This window comes from Halanaerobium saccharolyticum, assembly GCF_003259895.1.
GTDB classification, from domain to species: domain Bacteria; phylum Bacillota; class Halanaerobiia; order Halanaerobiales; family Halanaerobiaceae; genus Halanaerobium; species Halanaerobium saccharolyticum_A.
The window spans coordinates 258491-276260 of record NZ_QLME01000001.1 but is presented as its reverse complement, the minus strand read 5'-3'; the positions used below and the strand labels follow the sequence as shown (position 1 = coordinate 276260).

14 protein-coding genes and 2 pseudogenes are annotated in these 17770 nt (G+C 36.5%); 13 read left to right on the top strand and 3 right to left on the bottom strand.

The features are described 5' to 3' along the window. Positions 1–20: 20 nt before the first annotated feature. Both C7958_RS15840 and C7958_RS01265 read left to right on the top strand, forming a co-directional pair. Positions 21–1964, top strand: a complete 1944-nt coding sequence (locus C7958_RS15840) for an SEC-C metal-binding domain-containing protein (protein ID WP_243834241.1) — start codon at positions 21–23, stop codon at positions 1962–1964. Positions 1965–2091: 127 nt separating this feature from the next. Beyond that, positions 2092–2412: pseudogene (locus C7958_RS01265) on the top strand (AAA family ATPase). A 668-nt stretch (positions 2413–3080) separates the two neighbouring features. Here C7958_RS01265 and C7958_RS15835 read toward each other — a convergent pair. From C7958_RS15835 to tnpA, 3 genes and pseudogenes are all read right to left on the bottom strand, one after another. After that, positions 3081–3383, bottom strand: a complete 303-nt coding sequence (locus C7958_RS15835; RefSeq protein WP_243834243.1) for a transposase — start codon at positions 3381–3383, stop codon at positions 3081–3083. 29 nt (positions 3384–3412) lie between these two features. After that, the gene (locus C7958_RS01255) at positions 3413–4231 is read right to left on the bottom strand and encodes a hypothetical protein (RefSeq protein WP_243834244.1); all 819 of its coding nucleotides are present in this window, start codon (positions 4229–4231) and stop codon (positions 3413–3415) included. Between the two features lie 5 nt (positions 4232–4236). Continuing rightward, positions 4237–4451: pseudogene (tnpA, locus tag C7958_RS16190) on the bottom strand (IS200/IS605 family transposase); the annotation flags it as partial. Between the two features lie 216 nt (positions 4452–4667). Between tnpA and C7958_RS01245 the strand changes: the two are divergent. The 11 genes from C7958_RS01245 to C7958_RS01195 all read left to right on the top strand — a co-directional run bounded on the left by C7958_RS01245 (position 4668) and on the right by C7958_RS01195 (position 17696). Beyond that, a complete protein-coding gene (locus C7958_RS01245; RefSeq protein WP_111570846.1) occupies positions 4668–5012 on the top strand; it encodes a hypothetical protein in 345 nt (114 codons plus the stop codon). A 286-nt stretch (positions 5013–5298) separates the two neighbouring features. Next, on the top strand, positions 5299–6300 hold the full coding sequence (locus C7958_RS01240) for a LacI family DNA-binding transcriptional regulator (protein ID WP_111570845.1): 1002 nt from the start codon (positions 5299–5301) through the stop codon (positions 6298–6300). A 211-nt stretch (positions 6301–6511) separates the two neighbouring features. Next, the gene (locus C7958_RS01235; protein ID WP_111570844.1) at positions 6512–7831 is read left to right on the top strand and encodes an ABC transporter substrate-binding protein; all 1320 of its coding nucleotides are present in this window, start codon (positions 6512–6514) and stop codon (positions 7829–7831) included. Between the two features lie 71 nt (positions 7832–7902). Further along, positions 7903–8769, top strand: coding sequence for a carbohydrate ABC transporter permease (locus C7958_RS01230; protein ID WP_111570843.1), 867 nt, complete (start codon positions 7903–7905; stop codon positions 8767–8769). Further along, on the top strand, positions 8763–9605 hold the full coding sequence (locus tag C7958_RS01225; protein ID WP_111570842.1) for a carbohydrate ABC transporter permease: 843 nt from the start codon (positions 8763–8765) through the stop codon (positions 9603–9605). Before C7958_RS01230 ends, C7958_RS01225 begins: the two co-directional genes overlap by 7 nt. A gap of 46 nt (positions 9606–9651) precedes the next feature. Beyond that, positions 9652–10974, top strand: coding sequence for a glycosyltransferase family 4 protein (locus C7958_RS01220; protein ID WP_111570841.1), 1323 nt, complete (start codon positions 9652–9654; stop codon positions 10972–10974). 58 nt (positions 10975–11032) lie between these two features. Further along, complete coding sequence (locus C7958_RS01215) at positions 11033–12790, top strand: sugar phosphorylase (protein ID WP_111570840.1); 1758 nt, start codon at positions 11033–11035, stop codon at positions 12788–12790. 6 nt (positions 12791–12796) lie between these two features. Next, entirely contained in the window at positions 12797–13837 is a 1041-nt protein-coding gene (locus tag C7958_RS01210; RefSeq protein WP_111570839.1) for a zinc-dependent alcohol dehydrogenase, read from the top strand. A gap of 21 nt (positions 13838–13858) precedes the next feature. Continuing rightward, positions 13859–14854, top strand: coding sequence for a Gfo/Idh/MocA family protein (locus C7958_RS01205; protein ID WP_111570838.1), 996 nt, complete (start codon positions 13859–13861; stop codon positions 14852–14854). Further along, on the top strand, positions 14847–16604 hold the full coding sequence (locus tag C7958_RS01200) for a glycoside hydrolase family 36 protein (RefSeq protein WP_111570837.1): 1758 nt from the start codon (positions 14847–14849) through the stop codon (positions 16602–16604). Before C7958_RS01205 ends, C7958_RS01200 begins: the two co-directional genes overlap by 8 nt. 120 nt (positions 16605–16724) lie before the next feature. Further along, positions 16725–17696, top strand: a complete 972-nt coding sequence (locus C7958_RS01195; protein ID WP_111570836.1) for a D-2-hydroxyacid dehydrogenase — start codon at positions 16725–16727, stop codon at positions 17694–17696. The last annotated feature ends 74 nt before the right edge of the window (positions 17697–17770 follow it).

Genomic DNA, 17770 nt, shown 5'->3' with positions numbered 1-17770 from the left:
ATAAATAGGAAGTGATATATGTGAATCAAAAGGGAATAACTATGGACTTTTATTCTGAGAAAGAAAATTTAAGTGATCAGGGTTTTAAGTTTAAAGATAAAGCCCAGGTTGATTTTATGACTGATGTTAAAATATTAATGGAAAAGGCTTATGATGGGCAAACAAGATATAAACTCTACGAGGTGGGTCGTAATGATCCCTGTCCCTGCGGCAGTGGTAAAAAATACAAAAAATGCTGTGCCCGACTTAGAGCAAAACACAGCGAAGAATATTATCTAGATAAATTATCTGAGACAAATGATTTAGACAAAGCTTATGAAGTCTTAATTGAAGCGGAAAAGAATCATCCTCTAGATATCGGATTTATACTAGAACTTATGCTGATGTCCGGTAAAAGAAGAGATTTAGATATAACAAGAGATAAGCTGCTTAAACTCTGGCGGCTGCTGGGAATGGAAATGGGAGAAAATCTGGTTTTGATGCTGATTGGTTTGTTATTAGAAAAGAATGAACTTGATCCGATTGAAGAAATCGAAAAAGACCTGCAGCCTAAAGAAATTAATAATCCAGATCTTCTTTTGTTATTTAGTCTTTTTAATATGGTCAACTTGTATTTTGATCCAGCCGTTCAATATTTAGAAGCGGCTTTCAATAGGGCTGATTCACCGCAGAAGATTGAGGTTTTACAGGAGCTTATGTATTATTTTTACCAGGCTGAAAAGTATGAGATTATGTTTGATCTCTGGTTAAATAATTTTGAAACATTAAATAAATTGATAGATCAGCATGGACTTAAAAATATTCCTCTGGTCAGCTCTCTAAGAAATCTTTTAAGAGATAGTTTTGGTTTTGAGAGTAATCTTGATTTTAATTCTAAAAATAAAATCAGAGAAAAAGCTGATATCTTTTTAAAACTTCATCAAAATATTGAAGCAATAGATGATGAGCAGACGGAGGAAGAGATAAAAGATGTTTTAACAAAAATCGAGACAGTAATTGACGAAATTTCTTTTGGCTCAACTTTATATTTGATGCTTTTGGAAAAATTAATTGGAATAGAACAATATACTGCTGCAGAAAAATATATTGAAAAAGCAGCAGATTTTAATCAGAAAAACTCTGAGTATTTAATGTTTAAGGCCCGCTTGAATTATTATTTAGAAAATCTGACTGAAGCGGAAGAAGATATAAATCAGGCTTTAAAATACTATTCTCCCAAAACCGAATTCGAAAAACTAACACTAATGACAGATAAACTATTAATCTTGATGGGTCAAGAAGATTTTGTTGAAGTAGTTGAACTATTAAAAGAAATTAAGGTAGAAGCTGAGATTCCAATTATATCTGCTTTAGCTAAAGGGCTAAGCCCCCATCCAATCGGTACCTATGTAAAATTATTTAAAAATCTAATAAAGCTTGAGCTTGAAAATCAGATTGATCAAAAGAAATTATATATTGGCACTTTATATAATTTATTTGTGGAAAGAGATATGCTTGGCCTCAGCCTGGCTGAATTAAGAGATGATTTTGAGGAAGTACTTGCTGAGATGGCGGAGAAGTATGATAATCAGCTGGCTCAAATGGCAGAAATATATCTAAAAAGCGAGCAGCTAAGTGAAGAGGAAAGCCTAAAAGAACTTGCAAAAATTAATCAGAGGCAGGCGGAATTTACTGAAGAAGCTGAAATTAAATTTGAATATAATTTAAAAATAAGAAACTATGACTATCTTTTAGAAGAAAAATATTTTGCAGAAGAAAAAAATCTGCTTCAGCCGGGTGATTTTGCTTTTTATAAAATGGTAGCTCTTTTAAACAGAGAAGGTCTAGAAACAGCACTTGATTATTTAACAAATCTCCAAACAGCAGAAGGTATGAAAATTTTCCAGCGAATGATGCAGGAAGGTGAGAGCTTTTTAAAGGAAGAAAGACTTCTAGAAGATCTTAAAAATAAGGATATATTTTAATAGACTAGAACTAAGATAGCAGTTCCTCTTCCGGGAGCTGCTTTTCTAACTGGTACCGCTCTGCAGCTTATGTTATAATAAACTTAAAGTAATTTAAGAAAATTCATTTAGAAGGTGGTGGCATTAAATGATAAAAATACCATCTGGAATCAGTAGTTTTGCATAATTAAGAGATGAAAATTATTTTTACGCAGATAAAACTAAATATATTGAAGTGTTAGAGAGTTATGGTGAGAAATACATATTTTTTCTGCGTCCGCGCCGCTTTGGTAAAACATTATTTTTATCTACCCTGGAAAATTATTATGATCTTAACAAAAAAGAAGAATTATTATATACTTTTTTAGTTAAAGTCCAGAAAGCGATTGAAATATTTATTAATAAGTATAATTTGAATCTTAAATGTCCTGAAAGTCATGATCCGGCCAGTATGCTAAACCTGTATTAAAAAGCCTTGATATTTCAGACTCTGAAATTGATAATTTAATGTCTAAACTACAGGAATATTATAATGGCTATCTCTTTCATCAGGATGCTGAATCTAAGGTATTTAACAGTGACATGGTTTTATATTTCTTTAAATATTATTTAAGACAGAATAAAGAGCTGGACGATTTAATTGATAGCAATATCAGCAGTGACTATCTTGACATCCTCCCCGCTCGTTCGTTAACACTCACAAACGAGGATTCCTTAAAAGAACTTTCACCGAAACTTTCTTTTATATTATGCAATGATAGTTTTGGTATTAGGCCATCGAGGCCGTCACGAGGTTGTCGAATGATTAGAGGACAGTCTATTTCTAGTAGTCCAATTCACTGAAACTTTCTTTTGATTACGCAATGATAGTTTCAGTATTAGGTCATCGAGACCATCTCACTAACCCTACATTGTATTACGCATGGTTGGGTTAGCATTAGGTCGTCGAGACCGTCAAGTCTTCGACTTTAGGCTGTGCCATCAGCCCTCCTGAGATAGCCGACTATGCATTCCACTAACTCTCCTTTTTATAACGCATTGTTGAGTTAGCATGAAGGGCATCGAGCCCTCCTTAATAGCATAATCCTAGTATTATTCTTACTAATATAGGCACTCAGGCACTTAGACTATTACCATCTAAGCAGATTGTTGTTCTAAATATTTATTAGCTATATTTCTGCTTGCATTTAAATCAGAGTGGATATGGTTACCACACTCGCAAGAGTATAGATTAGCTTTGCGGTTAGATTTTTTAACTTTAGCACATTTAGAACAACTCTGGGAAGTGTACTTTGGATTTATATACTCCACTTTAACCCCAGCTAATTCAGCTTTATATTCAACAAACTGTTGCAATTGATAGAAAGTCCAGCTGTGGATGTTTCTATCAGCTCTATTAAGACTCTTAGCAGTATTTCGGATATTCTCTAGATTCTCCATAATTATGGTGCCAACTTGCTCTTGCCGTCTTACGCTCGGCACTTTTTCCGCCTCGCTGCAGACACTAGGCCCACAGGACCGTCGCAGCAAAGCAGATTAATAAGCTGGCGACTAATTTTATGGTTTAAATCAGTCATCCATCTCTGCTCTTTATCATTAATATTTTTAATAACTTTAACTTTTTTAGACTGACCCAGTTTTCTTCTTAATGAACGATACTTTTTGCGGATAAAACCTGCTTGTTTACCAGTATGAAATTGGCGATTAATCTCCTTTCCTTGAGGATTTTTAACACTGGCTACAGCTAATTGTCGCAGTCCAATATCAATTCCCATTATATTAGGGTTACTAGTTTCTTTATTTTTGATTTTTATTGTTACAGCAAAGTACCATTTACCTCTTTTGTAGAAGAGACTAGCTTTACCTAATTTGCAGCCACTATCGATATACTGCTGCAGCTCTTCAAACCTTTCAGTCTGCTTAACAGGAAAGGCGAATCTCTGACATTTAGTAGTATAAAGGGGAATTGAGATTATATGATGATCAATCTTATAATTTTGATTATTATAGCAGACGGGCTGGTTAGCTTTGAACTCTATATTATCTTTATCAGAATCAGATTTTAAGAATAGTTTATAGAGAGCTTTAACTTCCCTAATATTCTGATTTTTAACAGAGGAAGGTAGGTTTATCTCTTTAAAATCAGCAGAGCTCAATTTAGTTTCTCCTGCTTTAAGTTTGTCAGCTATAGTTTGACGATTTTTAACTACTTCTGCAATATTATTTAAGAATATATTTTCTTTTCTTTTAGTTGGTTTTAATAACTCCAGCACATAGGTTAATTGCATATTAATCACCTTTGGTTTTCAATATAGTGTTGGATAATTCCAGAACTAACATTACCAGCAGTAGCTACAAAATAAGCTCTAGTCCATACAGAGCCTTTTATGTTTAACTTTGGAAGGTGCTTTGATATTCTTCTTCCAGTAACTTTAATAATATCATTAGCTTACTGGGAGAATACTTAGGCAAAGCTGATATAAATAGGTGTATATAGGTATTCATCATTAAAATCTCCTAAATATTAGCTGTTAAATACATTATATCACAAACACATGTTCAATTTCAAGGGATTATTATACAAAGTTTTTATTTTCAGCTTGACTAAAAGTTAAAATAGCCGATTCATCCCCGCCCATTAACATAAGCGAGGCTTTCTCGGCTAAATTCGGTAAGTTAGAACAGCTATTTTCTTTAAATCAAGAAGAGAAAACTAATGAGATTTTGGAAAGTATTTTAAATGATGAACTGCAGGATGTGGTGTTTACCAGAGAATTTAGTTTGGATACTCGTTTTGATGCTGATGATTTTAAGTCACTATTATTTTATTTAGGATTTTTAACAATTAAAGAAAAAACTCCAGTTAATATTAAGCTGGGATTACCCAATTATGCCATTAAAGAGATTTATTTTGAATTTTTTAGTAAAATAATTGAAGATTATTCTGGCCGAGAACTTTTTTCTTCAGCGAGCAGAAAGACTGTGGCTGAACTTGCTCTAAACGGTAATATTATGCCTCTAGTTGAAGAAATTGAAATAATTTTAAATTCTTTTAGATGCTTATGGTGAAGCTGAAGAATTTAAGAATAAAATCAATTTTAAAAAGTGGATTATTGTATTTGCTGGGGCGGAAGCTGTCTATTTAGAAGAAATTTAAATAAATTAGACTGGATTTAGTTATTTTTATTCTAAAAATTTCTGGTCAATTTTGGTCAAGCGCTTGACTAATCAAAAAAATAGTACTATAATAAAAATAAATCGAAATAGTAAGATAATTAAAACTAATGAATCAAAAAAATAATTTGTTTAAAATCAATGAACTTTAGAAATAATAGATATAAATGGGGTTTTAAAAATGGCTGTCACACTAAAAGATATAGCAGAAAAAGTTGGAGTAACTGAATCAACAGTTTCTAGAGTTTTAAATGGTATCCCCAAGGCAAGTAAAGAAACCAGAAAGGAAATCTTTCAGGTTGCAGCAGATTTAGGTTATAAGCCCAATCAAATTGCACGCAGCCTGGTAACTAAAAAAACACATACTATTGGTTTAATTATAAGTGATCTTGCAAATACTTATTTTGCCAGGGTGGCCAGTGGAATTGAAAAGATAGCCAGTAAATATGATTACAGCCTGATCATTTCTACTACTGGTGGAGATGAGATCGAAGAATTAAAATACATAAATTTATTAAAAGAAAAGCAGGTTGATGGAATTTTATTTGCCAGTGGTCGGATGCCTAAAAGCTGCAGAAAACTTTTAAGAGAAACTGAAATTCCGACAGTTGTTGTGGCCCGAGAGGTTGAAGAAGAACTTCCTTCAGTCCACATTGATAATGTTAAGGAATCATATAGGGCAGTAAAATACCTGATTAATAATGGTCATCAAAAAATTGCTATGATCAGTGGAAATGCAAATGACAAAGAGTCAGGTCTATATAGAATTCAGGGATATAAGCAGGCACTTAATGATAATAAGCTTGAAGTTCGCGAAGAACTAATTGTTGAGGGAGATTTTAAACTGCAGAGTGGTATCAAGGCAATGGAAAAAATATTAAAAAGAGATAGCTCAATTACAGCTGTTTTTGCAGCCAGTGATGAAATGGGAGTTGGAGCTATTAAGGCAATTAAAAAAGCCGGACTCAAAGTTCCCGAAGATATTTCTGTTATCGGTTTTGATAATAATATAATTTCTTTAGCCAGTGATCCCGAGTTAACTACAATTTCTCAGCCGGAAGCAGAATTGGGCTGGCGGTCAATGGAAATGCTGTATAAAGTAATCAATGGGGAAGAGCTGGAAGAGAAAAAAATATTTTTACCCTGTGAGTTAAAAAAAAGGGGTTCTGTCAGAAAGCTTTAATTTAAGATAATTTAGGCTGGTTTATTAATTTTAATCAGCCTGAAATTATAAATGATAGAGTAGAAGCAGCTTTTTTTACCAATTTAGTCAAACGATTGACCAACAAATTTCGCTATTAATTTTGGAGGTGATAAGAGACTATAAAAATTGAGAGTATAAACGGGAATAGAGTATAAATTCAATTTTTTAAAAATTATTAGGAGGGCTAAAATTGAGAAAAAACAAAATTTTAACACTAATATTATTAACAGTTTTAATACTGACTTTAACAACTGCTGCTTTTGCACAAACAACAGTTGAGTACTGGACAACTCAGACAGAAGAAAATAGAGTAGAGATTATTAATAATTTGATTGATCGTTTTGAAGCTCAGCAGGACGAATATAAAATAGAACTGGTAACTGTTCAGGAAAATGATATCCCAACAAAACTGGCGGCAGGGATGGCTGCCGGACGTCTGCCAGCTATGATCGAAGTTGGGGCAGAAAACATTCTTAAACTTGGTGCTGAAGGTATGCTTGATTCTGAGGCAGTTAATGATGTAGTCAATTCAATTGGTGAAGATGATTTATATGATGGTGCTTTAAAGATGCTTGCAAGTCCAGAAGGTGGATATTTTGGTGTCCCTTTCCACGGCTGGGTTCAGGGTATCTGGTATCGTGAAGATTTATTTGAGGAAAAAGGACTTGAGCCACCTACAACCTGGGAAAGTATTATGGCTGCAGCAAAAGAATTCCATGATCCAGGAAATCAGAAATATGGTATTGTAGTTGGTACAAATAAAGATTCTTATGCGAGACAGACTTTTACTCAGTTTGCACTTTCAAATAATGCTCGTATCTTTGATGAAAATGGTAATTTAGTATTTAACTCTCCGGAAATGGTTGAAACCCTCGAATATTACGCAGAATTAGCCAAATATACACCACCAGGACCAAATGGCTGGCGTGATGCACGTGATCTGTTCTTAGCTGGTCGGGTTCCAATGATGATGTATTCTACCTATATTATGGATGATATTGGTCTGGCCGCAACAGATTATGCTGGAGAAGAAGGAGAAATGATTGCTAATCTGGTAGATAAGACTAACTTTGCCAACACTATGAAGAATAAGAGTGAAGCAGTTTTTGGTCAAATTTCTGGATTTACATTTATCAAATCAAAAGATCAGAAAAAAATTGAAGGAGCAAAAGCTTTTGCAGAATTCTTAATGACAGGAGAAAATTATATTGAATTTCTCCATATGGCTCCCGGTGGAATGAATGCAGTTCGACCTTCTATAGCTAATGATCCTAAGTATTTAGAACACGAATTATTAGAGGTATGGGGAGAAAAATCAGCCCGGATAGCAAGTGGTCTAAACAGCATTGGTAAATTTGGTTATGTTGGTGGAAAAGTATTTCCTGAAATCGGAAACATTGCAAGTCAATTTATTGTTGGTCAGACAATAATGAAAATGACAGAAAGCGGCTGGTCTGCAGAAAGAGCTGCTGAATGGGGACAAAAAGAAATGGAAGATGCTCTAGAATAAACAGAAGAGAACTTTAATTCAATGACCCTGTCGGAGTTATTCCGGCAGGGTTTTAAAAAAGGAGGCAGTTTATGAAAATCAAAACAGATCAGGAAGCAAAACTTGGTTACTGGCTTATTTTACCAACTGTTCTGGCAATTGGAGGTTTAATTCTTTATCCGGTAATCTATAATCTCTGGTTGAGTTTACACAAAGTTAATATGAATCCAAATCTACCTAATACTTTTATCGGTTTACAACATTTTGTTGAGGTTTTAACAGATATAGATTTCTGGACATCTTTTAAGACTTCACTTATTTTCACCTCAACAACTGTTGTAGGAACGACTTTGTTGGGCCTGGGAGTTGCAGTATTGCTTAATCGAAAGTTTCCTGGACGATCAATAGTCAGAGGAATAATTTTATTACCATATGTAACACCAGTAATTTCGGCAGCTTTTGGTTGGAAATATTTATTTAACCCTGTTTTTGGTATGTTCAATTATGTAGTAGTTGATGTCTTAAGTTTGATGCCTCAACATATTAACTGGATTGAATCACCACGCTATGCAATATTTGCAGTAATTATATTTAATATCTGGCGTAATTTCCCTTTTGCATTTTTAATGATTCTGGCAGAACTGCAGTCAATTTCTGGCACCTTATATGAGGCAGCAGAGGTTGATGGAGCAACAGGTTGGCAGAAGTTTAAGCATATTACCTTACCTGAATTAAAATTTGTTATAGGAGCTCTGGTAATTTTGCGTACAATCTGGAACTTTTATAAGTTCTCAGAAGTTTATCTCCTATCATCTTCAGTTGAGGTTTTACCGGTTTATATTTACGAAAAAGCCTTTGCAACTTACAATTTTGGTGAGGCAGCAGCAATATCTGTAATCTTATTTGCCTTTGTATTAGGCTTTATTCTGTATTATGTGAGGAAGGTGTTAGAATGGTAGGAAAAAAGAGTTTAAAAAATAAAATTATTTTTTATGTACTGTTGATGCTGGTTCTGGCCTTTGTTTTAATTCCGTTTATTACAATGATTGGTTCATCTTTTAAACCAGATCAGGAACAGACGGCATTGCCACCAAAATTTATTCCGAATAATCCTACCTTAAAGCATTATAAGGGAGTTTTAAATCCAGAAATATTTCCGTTTTTAGTCTATTTTAAAAACAGTTTGATTGTGGCTTTTCTTTCAGCTGGAATAGGAGTTGTGATTTCTATATTTGGCTCTTACAGTTTTGCGCGGCTGGAATATTCAGGCCGTTCGATTATCCAGCGAGGAGTTTTAATAGTCTATATGTTTGGAGGAGTTTTACTGGTTATTCCTTTATTTCAGATGATCAGTAAAATGGGATTATTTGATACAAGAACCTCTCTGGTTATCACCTATATTGTCCAGACCCTACCAGTATCCTTATATATGTTAGGGAATTATTTTAGAACAATACCAGAAAGTATTGAAGAAGCAGCAATTATTGACGGCTGCAGCAGGCTGGAGGTTATTTACAGGATTGTTTTACCACTTTCGGCTCCAGCAATAGTTTCAGTTTTTATTTATGCTTTTATGATTGCCTGGAATGAATATTTATTTGCTTCAGTGTTTATTAACTCCAGTAGTTTGCGAACACTGCCTTTAGGATTAAATCAGCTTTTCTATACTCAGCATTATATCTGGGGTAGAATGATGGCAGCATCTATTTTAACTGCTGTTCCGGTAATTATCTTATTCCTATCTATAGAAAGATTTATTACCAGTGGCTTGACCTTTGGTGGAGTAAAAGAGTAAGTTTAGAGCAGTTATAATAAAAAAGAAGAAATTTGGAGGTTTAAGAATGAAAATAGCTCTGGCACATTTTCGTACCGGTCAGACTGATGGAGTTTCCTTAGAGATGGATAAGTGGCGCCTGGTTTTAGAAAAAATGGGACATCAGGTAGTCTATATTTCAGGAACTCCTGAAGCTGAAATTCAGATTGAAGAAATGTTTTATAAAAATGAAAAAAATCTAAAGTTCGTTGATAATGCCTACCGCTGTCTGAAGGATTACAACTCCGAAGCAGAACTTAAGGCTGAGATTGAGGCTGAAGCAGCTCAAATTGCTCAGAAGCTGGAAAACGAAATAAAAAGTGCGGGAATTGAACTTTTAGTTCCCAATAATATATTTTCCCTGGGCTGGAATCTACCGGCAGCGATAGCATTTAAACGAGTTATAGAAAAGCTCAATTTAAAAACAGTAGCCCATCATCATGATTTTTTCTGGGAGCGGGATCTCTACAGTAATCCGGTCTGTTCTTTTGTAGAAGAGATACTGGCAGAATATTTCCCACCGGTAATGGAAGAAATTGAACATGTAGTGATTAACAGGATTGCTCAAAAAGAACTTAAAAAAAGAAAGGGACTGGATTCTACAGTAGTTCCCAATGTTTTTAATTTTAAACAGCCTTTATGGCAGCAGGATCAGTATAATCAGGATTTGAGAGCCAGAATGGGAATTAAAGAAAATGATATTGTAATCTTACATGCAACCCGAATTGCCGAAAGAAAGGCAATAGAGCTGGCGATAGAGTTTACGGCTAGACTGCAGCAGCAGGACCTGCAGGGAAAACTTTATGATGGCCGAGAGTTCGGCAGTGAGAACAGGCTTATTTTTCTGCTGCCGGGTTTGACCGAAGGAAATGAAAAGTATATTCAGTTTTTAAAGCAGCAGGCAGCCGAAAGTGAAGTAGAGATCATCTGGGCCACTGATCACTTTGCCCATCAGCGTTCAGCCAGAGGCGGAAGAAAAATTTATTCCCTCTGGGACAGCTATGTAATCTCTGATCTAATTACCTATACCAGTATTAAAGAAGGCTGGGGTAATCAGCTTCTGGAAGCATTATTTGCAAAAAAACCGGTAGTAGTTTTTGAATATCCGGTTTTTAAGAGTGATATTAAGCAATACAACCTAAATCTTGCCTCTCTGGGATCAGAATATCAAAAAAGAGAAGACGGCTATATTAAGATAGAAGAAGATAAATTTGAGCCTGCTTTAAAAGAGGCAGTACGATATTTAAAAGATCAAGATTACCGCCAGCAGGCTGTAGAAGAAAATTTTGAAATTGCCGCAGAAAATTTTTCTTATCAGCGTCTAAAAGAATTACTGGAAAAATTAATTTAGTATCAGAATTTGTTTGAGTATCAGAAAATAAGAATAAAAAATAACTGGAGTGATATTTATGGATTTTAAAATTCCATATTCAGCCCAAGAAAAAATAAAAGAAAAGTTAAATTTCATCTACGGAAAAGAAAAAACAGCAGCATTTTATCCTGTGCTGGAAGATTTTATTCTGGAATTTGCAGCAGAGCATCCGGAGCTGAGAAAGCGAGATCAAGATTCAGCCAGATTAAGCGAAAAAGATAGTGTAGTAATCTGTTATGGAGATCATATCCAAAGTGAGGGAGATCCACCACTTCAGACTTTAAATGAATTTTTTAAAAACCATTTAGAAGAAAGTATCAGCACCATTCATCTTCTGCCCTTTTTTCCGTATTCTTCGGATGATGGTTTTGCAGTGATTGATTATAAGGAGGTTAATCCTGATTTTGGTGACTGGTCAGATATAGAGGCTCTCAGAGCCAATTTTTCCTTAATGTTTGATGCAGTAGTCAACCATATTTCTGCAGAGAGTAAATGGTTTGAGAAATACAAAAAACAGGAAGGGAAATACGCCAATTATTTTATTGAGGCAGATCCAGAAAAAGATTATTCTGAGGTGACAAGACCCCGGGCCAAACCGCTGCTGACTGAAGTTGAGACTGCAGCCGGCAAAAAACATGTCTGGACAACCTTTAGTCCAGATCAGATTGATTTGAATTTTAAAGAAACTGAAGTTCTGCTCGAGATTATAGATGTCCTTCTCTTCTATGCAGCTCAGGGAGCAGAAATAATTCGCCTGGATGCTATTGCTTATCTCTGGAAGGAAATTGGCACCAGCTGTATTCATCTGCCGGAAACTCATAAGGTGATCCAGCTTTTTAAAGAAATTTTCAAGCTGGTGGCTCCAGAAACCTTAATTCTAACAGAAACCAATGTGCCACATGAGGAAAACATCAGCTATTTTGGTGAGGGAGTAGATGAGGCAGATATGGTCTATAACTTTACCCTGCCACCCCTTGTATTATACAGCTTTTTAGAGGAGGATGCCTCCAAACTGACTGAGTGGGCTGCTTCTTTAGAGGAGCTGGAAGCAGGTAATTATTATTTCAATTTCTTAGCCTCTCATGATGGTGTTGGGTTGAGGCCTGTAGAAGGAATTTTAAATGAAAATCAGATTGAAGATGTAGTTAAAAAAGTTAAAGCAAAAGGAGGATTGGTCTCCTATAAAACTAATTCTGATGGTTCAAAAAGCCCTTATGAAATAAATGTCAGCTATGTAGATGCAGTTAGAGATCAAGAAAATGAAATTGAATTACAGGTTAAACAGTTTATGGCCTCTCAGGCAATTATGCTGGCCCTGCAGGGAGTACCCGGTATCTATCTTCATTCGTTGTTGGGATCCGAAAATTATCAGCAGGGTGTAGAAGAAAGTGGGGAAAACAGAAGAATCAACAGAGAGAAATTGGATCGAGACAGGCTTTTAAGTGAGTTAAAAGAGCAGGGTTCATTTAGAGAGCAGGTCTTTAACAGCTACAGACAATTATTAAAACTGAGAAAGGAAAATGAGGCTTTTGCGCCTGAGAGTCCTCAGAACATATTAGAACTCGAGCGGAGAGTGTTTGCAGTCCAGCGGGGAGAAGGAGATCAAAAAATTACAGCTTTGATCAATGTTTCGGATAGACCTATTCAATTAGAAATTAAAACAGATTTAATAAAAGCTGGAAATGGAAGTGTTTTAAGAGATATAATTACAGAAGAGGATTACAAAATTGAAAATAATAGTTTAAAGGTAAAACTAAAACCATACCAAAATAGATGGTTAAAAGCCAGGAGGTAATAGATTATGGGCAAAGTATTAGCGCTAATTGAACCAGGAAAAATTGAATTTAAAGATTATAAAGATGAAGATTTAAATGCAAAAGAAGTGAGGGTTAAAACTCTTTATTCTGGTATCAGTGCCGGGACAGAGTTAACTTCATATAGAGGTTTTAACCCCCATCTGAATAAAAGCTGGAATTCAGACTTAAGAATTTTTGAAGAAAAAGAAAATGAAATGAGCAGCTATCCAATTACAAACTGGGGTTATGAAGAAGTTGGAGAAGTTATAGAAGTGGGCTCTGAGGTAGATAGAGTTGAAATCGGAGAGACAGTCTACGGAACCTGGGGCCACCGAACAACAGCTGTTCTGGCAGAAGACTTTGCTGCTGATCACCGGCTGCCTGAAACCGCTGATCCAATTTATGGAATCTTTTCACATATCGGTTCAATTGGTTTAAATGCAATTTTAGATGCAGATATTCATGTTGGAGAAACAGCAGCAGTCTTTGGTCAGGGAGTACCGGGACAGATTGTGACTCAGCTGGCTAAATTAAATGGAGCCCGGGTTATAGCTCTTGATTTAAATCCAGAGCGGCTTAAGACAGCAAAAAAAATGGGAGCAGATATTGTTCTCAATCCGGCTGAAGTTGAGGCGGCCAAAGAAATTAAAAAACTGACAGCAGGTAGAGGGGCAGATGTTAGTATTGAAATTTCCGGTTCTCTAAAAGCACTCCATCAGGCAATAAAAGCTACCGCCTATTCCGGAAAAACAATTGCTTCTGGATTTTTTGCGGGCAGCTCTCAGGGATTAAATTTAGGCGAAGAATTTCATCATAATCGGATTCAGCTGATCTGTTCTCAGATTTCAGGAGTCAGACCGGAATTGAGCTACCGCTGGGATCGACTGCGGTTAAATCAGACAATAATGGAGCTGCAGCAGTCTAAGAAGATTGATTTAAAGGGGCTGATCACCCAGATAGAAGGTTTTAAAGATGCAGAAAAATTATTTAAAAAGCTGGATCAAAAGCCAAAAGACGCTCTGCAGACAGTACTTAAATTTGATTAAACTGGGAGGTTGAAAACTATTATGCAGAAATTAAATGTTGGATTTTTAGGTGCAGGAGAAATGGCCCGGATTCATGCTGGGATTTTGCGGGAAATCGCCGATGTTGAAATCACAGCAGTCACTTCCCGCCACAAAAGCTCAGCAGCTGATTTGATAAAAAGACTGCAGTTTAAAAAAGCGGATGCCTATTCTGATTTTGACCGGATGCTGGCAGAAAAAGATTTAGACCTGCTCTATATCTGCTTACCTCCGGCTGCCCACCAGGGAGAGCTGGAAAAAGCGGCCCGAAAAGGAATACATATTTTTATTGAAAAACCAATAGCAATTAACGAGAAAAAAGCAGAAGAGATGCTAAAAGCTGTGCAGGAAGCAGGTGTTATTTCTCAGGTCGGCTACCACTATCGTTTTGCTGAAGGAATTCAGAAACTGAAAAAATTAATAGATAGTGGTCAGGCGGGTCGAACAGCACTGCTGCAAGGTTATTATTTCTGCAATTCCCTTCATTCCAGCTGGTGGAGTCAGCTCGAAAAATCTGGAGGCCAGATCTACGAACAGGTGATCCACCTTTATGATCTGGCTCTGCATTTGTTTGGTGATTATCAGAGTGCAGAGGGAATGCTTGCTAATCTATGTCATCAGGAGGTTGAAGGATATACAATTGAAGATAACAGTCTTTCTTTAATTCAGTTTAAATCAGGAGCGATGGGCAGTATAGCCGGTTCCAATTGTGCTGTACCCGGCAGCTGGAAGAAAGCTCTGACAGTAATCTGTGAAAACGTAACTGTTGAATTTGAAAACATAGAAAAAGCTGTATTTAAATATAATCAGCAGGAGGAAGTTGAAACAGAAGTTTTTGAGGCCGATCAGGACCTTTACTATTTAGAGAACAGGGATTTTATCGAGGCTGTAAAAGAAAATAGAGAGGCCCGGGTACCGATCAGTGAAGGCTTAAAGGCAATCAAACTGATCAGCGAAATAAAAGAAAATAATAAAAAGCGGGCTGAGCAAAATGTTTAAGCTGAGTCCGGAAATCTTAAAAATTGAATCTGAGAGTGAAGAGCTGGATTTTGGAGTCGAACATTCTAAAAAAGAGCAGATTGATTATTTTAAAATCTCAATTGAGGCTGAGGAAAAAATTGATTTTCCAGAAGTTACTCTTTCTTTTTTCTATCCTTTTGTCGATATTCAGTCTGTCTGGCATCCAGGGGCCGGACGGGATAAATCGATTGCGGCTGACTGGGAGGATGGATTTGCCGCGAAGGCGGCTTCGCTGGCCCCGGTAATTACATTTTTAAGTCAGAAAGATCAAAATCGCTTAAGCCTTGCTTATTCTGAAGCAATGGAGACTGTAAGATTTAAGATGGGAGTAAACGAAGAAAGTGGACGTTTAAACTGCAGGATAATTCTTTTTACCCAGCCATCTAAAAAACGCAGTCATTATCAGGCAGTGCTTAGAGTTGACACCAGAGAAATCCCTTATTATCAAGCAATAAAAGATATTTCGGCCTGGTATCAGAGCCGAAAAGGTTATCAGCCGGCTTCAGTCCCGGCAGCTGCTAAAGAACCAATGTATTCCAGCTGGTACAGTTTTCATCAGAATTTAAAAGCAGCTGAAATTGAAAAAGAGGCCAAAAAGGCAAAAAAATTGGGCTGTGAGGCAGTAATTGTCGATGACGGCTGGCAGACAGTCGATAATAACCGTGGTTATGCTTTCTGTGGTGACTGGGAGGCTGCAGAATCAAGAATCCCGGACATGAAAAAACATGTTGAGAGAATACATAAACTGGGACTCAAATATTTGCTCTGGTACAGTGTCCCCTTTGTGGGAGTTCATTCTAAAGTTTGGACCCAGTTTAAAGACAAACTGCTTTTTTATGCAGAGTCCAGAGGAGCAGGAGTTCTTGATCCCAGGTATCCTGAGGTTAGAAATTATTTAATTGAAACCTATAAGACGGCTGTTGAAGAATGGGAACTTGATGGACTTAAACTAGATTTTATTGATCAGTTTGCTCAGGAAACAGAAAGTAACTTAAAAGTGGATCCAGGGATGGATTTTGAATCTCTGGATCAGGCAGTGGATAAGTTAATGCTGGAGATTAGAAAAGAGCTGCAGCAGCTCAATCCAGAAATAATGATTGAATTCAGACAGGAATATATTGGACCATATATGCGCAAATATGGTAATATCTTTAGGGTCAATGACTGTCCGGGGGACGCGGTGACCAATAGAGTTGGAACAATTGATTTAAGATTGCTGGCCGGAGAGACGGCTGTTCATTCGGATATGCTGATGTGGAGTTCGGAAGATAGTCCAGAAAGTGCAGCCCTACAGCTGCTTAATGTTATATTTGCTGTACCTCAGTTTTCGATGAAGTTAAGTGATTTAAGTGAAGAACATCTGGCAGTAGCTGATTTCTGGCTCGGTTTCTGGAAAGAATATAAGGAATTGCTGCTGGAGGGAAAACTGAAAGCTTTTTCTCCCGGCCATCTTTATCCTCTGATCAGCAGTGAAAATGAAGAGCAGAAAATAATAGCTGTTTACGATAAAATGCTGGTTCAGCCAGGAAAAAATCTGCCGCCAGAGTTAATTCTGGTTAATGCTACTCTAAATGAGGAGCTGGTGCTGGATTTAGAAACAAAATTTAAGGATAAAAATCTTAAAATTTATAATTCACAGGGTCAGCTGGTGGAAAATAAAAAAATCAATCTGGAAAAAGGACTTCACAAAATTGAAGTCCCACCTTCTTCCTGCCTTATTTTTAAATAATTTTTGTAGAAAGTTAAGCTTCTATTTGTTATCATTTAATTAATGGTGAGGAATAGAAGCTTTTTATTATAAAAAAAATGAGATTTAGACTACAGATATTACAGCAGGAGGTTATAAAAAATGAAAATAGTTGTCTTAGATGGTTATGCTTTAAACCCTGGTGATTTAAGCTGGGAGGGCATAAAGGATTTGGGAGATGTTGAAATATATGAGCGGACTCCGGAAGCTAAGATTCTGGAGAGGGCCCGGGGAGCAGAAATACTTTTGACAAATAAGACCCCTTTGAGCAGGGAAACAATTGAAGCCCTGCCTGAATTGGAATATATAGGAGTTCTGGCCACCGGCTATAATGTGATCGATACTGAAGCAGCGGCTGAGAATGAAGTAGTGGTCACCAATGTACCCACCTATGGCACAAATACGGTGGCTCAGTTTGTGATGGCCCTGCTGTTAGAGACCGCCCACCATGTGGGAGAACATAATAGAGCAGTTAAAAATGGAGGCTGGACTGAGGCGGATGATTTCTGTTTCTGGAATTATCCTCTAATGGAGCTGCAGGATAAATGCCTGGGGATTGTTGGTTTTGGCAGCATTGGTCAGCGGACAGCAGAGCTGGCTCTAGCTTTTGGGATGAAGGTTATTGTTTATGATCGCAGTCCAGAAAAGAAAATTAAGGATCCAGAAATTTTAACAGAAAAGATAGAATTTGTTGATTTGCTGGATCTTTATCGAAGATCTGAGGTAATCAGCCTCCACTGTCCCCTGACTGAGAGTACCGAAGGAATGATCAATCAGGCAACAATTGCCCAGATGAAGGAAGGGGTAATTATCATCAATACAGCCCGGGGTGGTTTAATTGTGGAGCCGGATCTGGCAGCCGCTCTGGAGGCAGGTAAGGTTAAGACTGCTGCTGTTGATGTTTTATCAACCGAACCCCCGGCAGCATCAAATCCGCTTTTAAATTCCGATAAAACAATTGTCACCCCACATATAGCCTGGGCGTCAAGGGAAGCAAGACAGCGCTTAATGGAGACTGTTGTTGATAATCTTAACAGTTATTTAGCCGGCAATGTGATAAATCAAATTAATTAGTAATAATTACTTTTAATAGAAATATAAAAACAATGTATAATAAATTGGAAATGCAGATGAGAATCTGCTATAAT